The organism is Streptomyces sp. NPDC002690 (assembly GCF_053592415.1).
On record NZ_JBSFVR010000673.1, the window covers coordinates 1 to 1,851 of the forward strand.

1 rRNA gene is annotated in these 1,851 nt (G+C 56.6%); it reads left to right on the forward strand.

Annotated features, from left to right (window positions below):
• Window positions 1–1,828: ribosomal RNA gene (locus ACWD3D_RS36555) — 23S ribosomal RNA — on the forward strand; the annotation flags it as partial.
• Window positions 1,829–1,851 lie beyond the last annotated feature (23 nt).

Below are 1,851 nucleotides of genomic sequence, written 5' to 3' on the forward strand. Positions count from 1 at the left end.
GGATGGGTAGGGGAGCGTCGTGTGCCGGGTGAAGCAGCCGCGGAAGCGAGTTGTGGACGGTTCACGAGTGAGAATGCAGGCATGAGTAGCGATACACACGTGAGAAACGTGTGCGCCGATTGACTAAGGGTTCCTGGGTCAAGCTGATCTGCCCAGGGTAAGTCGGGACCTAAGGCGAGGCCGACAGGCGTAGTCGATGGACAACCGGTTGATATTCCGGTACCCGCTTTGAAACGCCCAGTACTGAATCAGGCGATGCTAAGTCCGTGAAGCCGGCCCGATCTCTTCGGAGTTGAGGGTAGTGGTGGAGCCGATGAACCAGACTTGTAGTAGGTAAGCGATGGGGTGACGCAGGAAGGTAGTCCAGCCCGGGCGGTGGTTGTCCCGGGGTAAGGGTGTAGGCCGTGTGGTAGGCAAATCCGTCACACGTTAAGGCTGAGACCTGATGCCGAGCCGATTGTGGCGAAGTGGATGATCCTATGCTGTCGAGAAAAGCCTCTAGCGAGTTTCATGGCGGCCCGTACCCTAAACCGACTCAGGTAGTCAGGTAGAGAATACCGAGGCGTTCGGGTGAACTATGGTTAAGGAACTCGGCAAAATGCCCCCGTAACTTCGGGAGAAGGGGGGCCATCACTGGTGATCCGATTTACTCGGTGAGCTGGGGGTGGCCGCAGAGACCAGCGAGAAGCGACTGTTTACTAAAAACACAGGTCCGTGCGAAGCCGTAAGGCGATGTATACGGACTGACGCCTGCCCGGTGCTGGAACGTTAAGGGGACCGGTTAGCTGACTTTCGGGTCGGCGAAGCTGAGAACTTAAGCGCCAGTAAACGGCGGTGGTAACTATAACCATCCTAAGGTAGCGAAATTCCTTGTCGGGTAAGTTCCGACCTGCACGAATGGCGTAACGACTTCTCGACTGTCTCAACCATAGGCCCGGTGAAATTGCACTACGAGTAAAGATGCTCGTTTCGCGCAGCAGGACGGAAAGACCCCGGGACCTTTACTACAGTTTGATATTGGTGTTCGGTTCGGCTTGTGTAGGATAGGTGGGAGACTTTGAAGCGGCCACGCCAGTGGTTGTGGAGTCGCCGTTGAAATACCACTCTGGTCGTGCTGGATGTCTAACCTCGGTCCGTGATCCGGATCAGGGACAGTGTCTGATGGGTAGTTTAACTGGGGCGGTTGCCTCCTAAAGAGTAACGGAGGCGCCCAAAGGTTCCCTCAGCCTGGTTGGCAATCAGGTGTTGAGTGTAAGTGCACAAGGGAGCTTGACTGTGAGACCGACGGGTCGAGCAGGGACGAAAGTCGGGACTAGTGATCCGGCAGTGGCTTGTGGAAGCGCTGTCGCTCAACGGATAAAAGGTACCCCGGGGATAACAGGCTGATCTTCCCCAAGAGTCCATATCGACGGGATGGTTTGGCACCTCGATGTCGGCTCGTCGCATCCTGGGGCTGGAGTCGGTCCCAAGGGTTGGGCTGTTCGCCCATTAAAGCGGTACGCGAGCTGGGTTTAGAACGTCGTGAGACAGTTCGGTCCCTATCCGCTGTGCGCGTAGGAATATTGAGAAGGGCTGTCCCTAGTACGAGAGGACCGGGACGGACGAACCTCTGGTGTGCCAGTTGTCCTGCCAAGGGCATGGCTGGTTGGCTACGTTCGGAAAGGATAACCGCTGAAAGCATCTAAGCGGGAAGCCTGCTTCGAGATGAGTATTCCCACCCCCTTTGAGGGGTTAAGGCTCCCAGTAGACGACTGGGTTGATAGGCCAGATGTGGAAGCCCGGTAACGGGTGGAGCTGACTGGTACTAATAGGCCGAGGGCTTGTCCTCAGTTGCTCGCGTCCACTGTGTTG